The sequence below is a fragment of the Paenibacillus sp. JCM 10914 genome, assembly GCF_001315105.1.
In the GTDB taxonomy this organism is placed as follows: Bacteria; Bacillota; Bacilli; order Paenibacillales; family Paenibacillaceae; genus Paenibacillus_AQ.
Genome location: NZ_BAZR01000023.1, coordinates 86,796 through 93,194, shown reverse-complemented (window position 1 = coordinate 93,194; position 6,399 = coordinate 86,796). Strand labels below are relative to the sequence as shown.

At 49.1% G+C, this 6,399-nt stretch carries 10 protein-coding genes; 1 reads left to right on the top strand and 9 read right to left on the bottom strand.

Annotated elements, in window-relative coordinates; all coding sequences use genetic code 11:
* Positions 1-259: 259 nt before the first annotated feature.
* Both JCM10914_RS28575 and JCM10914_RS20850 read right to left on the bottom strand, forming a co-directional pair.
* Positions 260-367 carry a YjcZ family sporulation protein gene (locus tag JCM10914_RS28575; RefSeq protein ID WP_006211394.1) on the bottom strand — a complete coding sequence of 36 codons (108 nt, stop codon included), beginning with the start codon at positions 365-367 and terminating at the stop codon, positions 260-262.
* 196 nt (positions 368-563) lie between these two features.
* Positions 564-827, bottom strand: coding sequence for a helix-turn-helix domain-containing protein (locus JCM10914_RS20850; RefSeq protein WP_023964347.1), 264 nt, complete (start codon positions 825-827; stop codon positions 564-566).
* Between the two features lie 180 nt (positions 828-1,007).
* Here JCM10914_RS20850 and JCM10914_RS20845 point away from each other — a divergent pair, with 180 nt between their 5' ends.
* A complete protein-coding gene (locus tag JCM10914_RS20845; RefSeq protein WP_023964345.1) occupies positions 1,008-1,685 on the top strand; it encodes a lipopolysaccharide assembly protein LapB in 678 nt (225 codons plus the stop codon).
* A gap of 68 nt (positions 1,686-1,753) precedes the next feature.
* On the opposite strand, the gene JCM10914_RS20840 is transcribed toward JCM10914_RS20845, so the two are convergent.
* From JCM10914_RS20840 to JCM10914_RS20810, 7 genes are all read right to left on the bottom strand, one after another.
* Positions 1,754-2,389, bottom strand: a complete 636-nt coding sequence (locus tag JCM10914_RS20840) for a GDSL-type esterase/lipase family protein (RefSeq protein ID WP_023964343.1) — start codon at positions 2,387-2,389, stop codon at positions 1,754-1,756.
* Between the two features lie 118 nt (positions 2,390-2,507).
* Positions 2,508-2,948, bottom strand: a complete 441-nt coding sequence (locus JCM10914_RS20835; RefSeq protein ID WP_023964341.1) for a GNAT family N-acetyltransferase — start codon at positions 2,946-2,948, stop codon at positions 2,508-2,510.
* A gap of 43 nt (positions 2,949-2,991) precedes the next feature.
* Complete coding sequence (locus tag JCM10914_RS20830; protein ID WP_023964339.1) at positions 2,992-3,441, bottom strand: MarR family winged helix-turn-helix transcriptional regulator; 450 nt, start codon at positions 3,439-3,441, stop codon at positions 2,992-2,994.
* A gap of 48 nt (positions 3,442-3,489) precedes the next feature.
* The gene (rpiA, locus tag JCM10914_RS20825; RefSeq protein WP_023964337.1) at positions 3,490-4,203 is read right to left on the bottom strand and encodes a ribose-5-phosphate isomerase RpiA; all 714 of its coding nucleotides are present in this window, start codon (positions 4,201-4,203) and stop codon (positions 3,490-3,492) included.
* Positions 4,204-4,616: 413 nt separating this feature from the next.
* Positions 4,617-5,192 (bottom strand): O-acetyl-ADP-ribose deacetylase, encoded by a 576-nt coding sequence (locus JCM10914_RS20820; protein WP_023964335.1) that lies wholly within the window; start codon positions 5,190-5,192, stop codon positions 4,617-4,619.
* 70 nt (positions 5,193-5,262) lie between these two features.
* A complete protein-coding gene (locus JCM10914_RS20815; protein ID WP_023964333.1) occupies positions 5,263-5,694 on the bottom strand; it encodes a hypothetical protein in 432 nt (143 codons plus the stop codon).
* 46 nt (positions 5,695-5,740) lie between these two features.
* The gene (locus JCM10914_RS20810) at positions 5,741-6,361 is read right to left on the bottom strand and encodes a TraX family protein (RefSeq protein WP_023964331.1); all 621 of its coding nucleotides are present in this window, start codon (positions 6,359-6,361) and stop codon (positions 5,741-5,743) included.
* Between the last annotated feature and the right edge of the window lie 38 nt (positions 6,362-6,399).

Genomic DNA, 6,399 nt, shown 5'->3' with positions numbered 1-6,399 from the left:
TTCTCCCATGAGGGAGTCACCTCGGTGGCTCCCGAACAAAATCCCTGTAATGGCGCTATATGTTACAGGGATTTTGTTCTTTTTTTATTACGAGGTGGCAATCAGGGGGGCACTACACCCATGGATGCAATCACACAAAAACAGACCACTCTTGGCAGTGGTCTGTTTTTTGTCTGTAGCATATCATGCTGTTGCTATACTGTTCATGGTGCTATTATTCACAGGTTAATGCCATATCGTGTTCACTCAAAAGAATGGATTAGATAAATGCGCGAGTAATGATCACCAACAAGATGAATAATACCAAAATCGCACCGACAGAAGAGCCATATCCGTAACCACCATAACCTTCTACTACTCCGCTCACATGAATCCCTCCTTCTTTAGAACATACAACATGTTATGTAGCTCACCCTGAGTTGAACTAGCTACCGCCTGATCAAGCAATTAATGGTGAAGTCGCCTACCAAGGAAGGACTGCGTCGCGCCGGCATGGCCAAACAAACAGGCGTGACACGAATATTTCGCTCATCACGCCCTCTAGGGATTCTACAGTTAAAGTCCTACACTTGGGACAACGGCTCTTCTTCCAAGTGTTCAGCTTGATTCGGATCCGAGTTGAGCCCGCCGGCCTTCCGACGGCGATCAACCAATCCTTCCTCCCCATTCTCCCGATATTTGCGCATCCACACTTTTAACCGTCCGATATCTGATATGTGTAAGGCGGATGCGACCTCTTTCTTGGTCATGCCCTCCAGCCGCATGGCGACTGCCTGTTTCTTCGTTTCAAGACTGTAGTGATGGAAAGTTTGTCCTTTTTTCGCCACGATATATATCACCTCTTACTACCTATATCGGTCGATTCCGTTTAGATTTCAATACCTAAGTCCTTTCCTCACATGCGCATATCTTCAAGGTCTATAGGACCTGAATCATCCGTATTCCAAATCATCCAGCTTATGGTATAATCAACGTTATATGTTGATCACAGAATTGGGGGATCAGGCTTGTTTAAGTTACTCATTCTCGGTCTTTTATTTTACATTATTGGCAATCCTTTGATCGCCATCGTGGTGCTGCTTCTCATTCTCTACTTCCTGGACCGCCGGTTTGTCGGCGTGTTTCCGAGCCTGAGCAAACCGATTAAGCGCGCTCGGAATATCTCCAAACTTAGAGCCCAGATTGCAGCTAGCCCGAGTGACGTTTCCTCCCGGCATGAACTTGCCAGGCTGTTGATTGAACGGCGTAAGTATACCGAGGCTTTGAAGATATTGGAGAGTATCTCCAATCACTACCAGGACTCCGCTGAATATTGGGATGATGTCGGAACTGCCCGGCTGCGAACAGGCAATCTGGTTCAGGGTGAAGCGGATATTCTTCATGCGCTTAAACTCAATTCACGGGTCAAATACGGTAGGCCGTACCTGAGATTGGCGGATGCGTTATCCGACTCGGATCGCGAGAAGGCGCTTCGTTATTTGGAGCAGTTCCACTCCAGCCACTCCTCTTCCAGCGAAGCGTATTACCTGCTCGGTTATACCTACCAACTCGTCGGCAAGCCGGAGAACGCCAAGACATCCTATAAGGAATCGATAGACGTATATCGCTCCCTTCCCAAGTATAAGAAGCGCCAGGAGCGCAAGTGGGCGGTCAGAAGCTTCTTCCGCAGCTTATTCATCTCTTAGAACAAACTGAAAGGGTGTCATGCGGTCCATGAGTCGACCGAATGACACCCTTTCCCGTTAACCACATCTTATGCCAGAGGCTTGTACCCAAGCCGGTTCAGCTGTTCTGCAATGATCCGATAGCCACGCCCGTTCGGGTGTATGCCATCCGCGGATAACAATTCTTTTTCTCTCCCGGAAAATAAGGGATATACATCCGCAATCCGAAAGTAGCCGTCACTCAAACTTACAAGATAGCGGTTGAACCTGATCACATACTCCGAAGCTTCCGTCCACGCTGGATACGGATTATAGATTCCGATGGCTCGAATGAAATAAGGTTTGCCGCCGCCGGATTTTACTTTTCGAATGTACGCAATGATGTTGGCTACATGGGTTTGACAACGATACAATGCCGCATCGAGAATCTCACGGCTCGGACGTCCACCTGACGACTTTACCGCTCGTATAAGATCATTGCCTCCAATCGATATCGTAATGATATGTGCTTGCTGCAGATGATACCGGTACGTAGGTAGCTGGACGATGCGATCATACAACTCCTCCGAGGTTAATCCATTGACCCCCAGATTCTCATGGGCCACGAACTGCTGAAGCTTCTCCTCCGCCATTCGGCGGTATAACGGAACAAAACCGCTGCCTGGCATCGCTCCAAACCCGAAGGTCAAGGAATCACCGACAGCGGTATAATGGTACACCAACATGTTCACCCCTGCCCCGCTCGGTAGAACATTATATGAACGAAGCTTTTCCAGCGAAACGGTGAATTGTCTCGAATATCAATTAATATTACCAGCTTACGGGAGCGCTCACGCTTGAACATCAGTCCTCGTGCTGCTCTACCTCATAAACACAACGGAATCGCTCCACACCGGGATACAGCTCACCTAAACTGTATACTTCAAAACCGATATTGCGATAAAACTGTACCGCTTCTTCATCGGTTTCCGCTATGACCCGCTCCGGTTGATGCGGCAATTCCAGCAGCATATCCAAAACCAGCCCTCGTCCATAACCTTTCCCGCGATTCTCGGGAACGACGGCGATGTGCTTGATGACAATCTCTCGGTCTTCGGCATGTTCTTCCACGCCGATCGCACCGACCAATATACCATCTTCTTCATACCCATAGAGTCGCGCTGCTCCCGATTCGTATATAGACGCCGCGGCCGCAAGGGCAACTTCATCATCCGCAAAAACGGCATATCCGAGCAATTCCTTCACTTCAGGCTGCTCTGTCTGTCTTGAAATGTCTCGAATCATACATATCTCCAATCTCTTGTGTAAACTAATATCCTGTTACGCCTCAGAGCATCTCCTCGGCACTGATTCCCAGCTTGCGAAGCAGAGCCGCGGCCTGCACCTTCTCTTCTTGCGACAACCCGCTGAGCGCCGCGAGCATGAGCTCTTGATGTTGTGGGAAGATCACTTCGAACAATTCCTGGCCCTCCGCAGTTAATTCGGCATAGATCACACGACGATCCTCTGCAGATGCACGACGAACCAGCAGGTTCTTCTTCTGCAGCTTATCTACTACATACGTAATATTACCGCTTGATATAAGAACTTTCTCCCCTATCTTCTGCAAAGGCTGCGGCCCCTTGTGATAGAGGACGTCCAGCACACCGAATTCTGTTGAATTCAGTCCATGGCTGTTAATACTGCGATTGGAGTGAGTCATCACTGCGTTATACGCTCTGGCGAGCACAACCAATAAGTGTAACGGATAATCCTCACGTTCTTGAATGTCCGACATACTTCACCCTCCGAAAAATATCATGTATTTAGGTTAATGAACGCCGGTTCAACTGTCAAATACAATCTTGCCTGACCGTTCCCTGGCTTGTACCATTCTCACAGTTCCGTCGTGACAGCCAATGATCGCTTGATCCGCCATCCCAACGAATAATCCATGCTCCACAACACCGGGAATACGGCTCAGCCGAGCAGCTATTTCCTCCGGCTCATCCATAAGTTCAAATTGACAGTCGGCTATCAAATTTCCATTATCCGTGAAATAGCTGCCTCCACCCTCAGCGCGCCGGATCCGTACAGAGCATCCAAGCTCTATTAATGCCTCCACGGTCCATTCATAAGCGAACGGTATGATCTCAACGGGCAGTGGGAAGGCGCCAAGCCGAGATACTGATTTGGACTCATCTGCGACAATGACGAGCCGTTCGCTGTGGAAGGCCGTAATCTTCTCCCGAAGCAGCGCACCGCCACCGCCTTTTATGAGTCGAAGCTGTCCATCCAGTTCGTCTGCCCCGTCTATCGTCATATCCAGCCGTCTGACCTGCTCTATTGGTGACAGGGGAATGCCTTGCTCAATAGCCAACCGCTCCGATGCCTTGGACGTGGCTACAGCTTGAATCCGCAGCCCGGATTGAACCAGCTCTCCAATCTTCATTATGGCGAAATAGGCGGTTGAGCCTGTCCCGAGTCCGATCTTCATTCCATCCTGAACATATTTGACTGCATGTTCAGCTGCGATTTGCTTCATATTGTTATCAACCATTACGGCAACCGCTCCTTCGCTATGTTCAGAATCAATGCTATAATGATGCCATTGTGGAACTACGGCACGTGAAATGCAAATGGAGGCCATTTTTATTATGAGAACAGAAAATCAGATCAAATCCAAACTCAATGAACTAATGATGCAAAAGAAATTGCTTGCAAGCAAGCTAAATCAGCCTGCTCAATCAACAATCTCGGCTCGAAGAAATGATCACGATGCTCGAATGGGTCCTATACGAACCCAACGGTTCGTATCATATGTAAACAACGAACCGTCTTTGAGTCACATGTATATAACAGGGGGGCGCATAATGAACCGCGCCCCCCTTATATTGTGCATAGATCCCATAGCTTCCTATACCATTTAGGCTATAGACTGTTAAACCGCCAACATGCGGTACAATGCAATACCTATACCTGCGCTTCCTTCTCCTGCGTAAACTTCTCCAGCCAGTGGATATACAACTCTTCGTTCTCAGGAGTGAAACAGACAAAATCGATGCGATCCAAACGGTTATTCGGTGGATCCTCCTCAAGTAATTGCACAACCGCCTTAAGTGCAACATCACTTGCCGGAGCCAACGGATATTCATAAATACCTGTGCTTATATTAGGGAAAGCGATGCTTCTGGCACCGACCTCCATTGCAAGCAGCAGACTGTTGCGGTAACATTCTGCTAACGTGTGCTCCTCACGCCGTCCACCGCCCTCCCAGATCGGGCCAACAGTGTGTATGATATACTGCGCCGGTAACTGACCAGCGCCGGTAATCACGGCATTACCTGGAGGACAGCCACCTTGCTGCTTGCGTATTTCCTTACACTGCTCCATTATTTCCGGCCCTCCGGCGCTGTGAATAGCACCATCTACACCCTTACCACCCAGCAGTCCTGAATTTGCAGCATTGACGATAACGTCGCCCGTCCAGGTCGTAATGTCGCCTATAAAGACGGAGACCGATGTCCTTCCGATTATAAATGTTTTCATTTCGGAAAATCTCCTTTCGGTCTTTTAACTGTTTATTACCCCAGCAGGGGGCGTGTTGACCCGTATTGACCTATTCCGGCCTTGCCTTTTTTTTCGAGGCAACCGTCAAGCGGTCGGTCAAAGCCTTCTCATCCGGTCCTTGTAGCGCCTCCTCCACGGTCCGGTAGAACATAAGCCTCTCGGAATCCCGCGCAGCAGTAAGATGTTGCAGAAACACACGACCCGCGTCCTCCAGCTTCAGATCCTCGCTCTCGTTCAAAACACGGCATAGGTAAATCTTCATGATCGCATCCGCATCACGATATTCCATAACACCGATCGGAACAAGTGCACGTTTATCGTCTTCGCTAAAGTGAGGCGTCATATAAACGGTATACTCGGATATCGGCGGGGGAATGTACGCTTCCTTTTTTTGTTCGGCAATCAATCGGGAATTCATAAATGCGATGTACCCTGCAACGGCAAACAGGATTACACACGCGGCAATTGCAAAATTCAACATGAATGTCTCTCCTTGTAGATAATCAGAACCATCTGCTGTACTACCCCTACAGGACTCGTAACAGTGCGATCACAACGAGATGCAGAGGATAGAACGTTCGCCAGATCCACGGGTTCACTCGCATCGCTTCTAGTCTCCGCCAAATTTGGGGACCGTACGCAAGGATGGCGGTCGGAATGACGCTCCACATCTGGATCTCCCAGTTATTCAGGAACCAGAACAACAAATTCAGAAAGAGATGTAGCGGAACTAACCAGTTCACGTGCGCATACCGGAAAATAAGGATCAACAGCAGCCCGTAAGCACCGTAATCAAACGGCAAGCTGTCCATGACCACACATGCCGCCAAGACAAGCATCCATGACAAGAGTTGGGATTCCGAACGCTCCAGCAGATACAACACAATGGCTCCAGCCAACAGGGTAACCACAACGTTCAATCCGCGAGGATCAAGCGCAAGTTGATACGGGATTTGGGATATTGCCGCGATCACGCCGAGGCGAAACATATACTTCGGTCTGGAGGACGTATAACGGTGTCCCTGAACCAAGGCATATGCATAGATGGGAAATGCGATTCGGCCAATGATTCTCCATACCTCTTGATCGGGAAAAAACACGAGCCCGACATGATCAATCAGCATGGTCAGCATAGCCAGCCACTGCATGGCATCCCTCCCCCTTTCTTCGTTGTTTGTTCGATCCG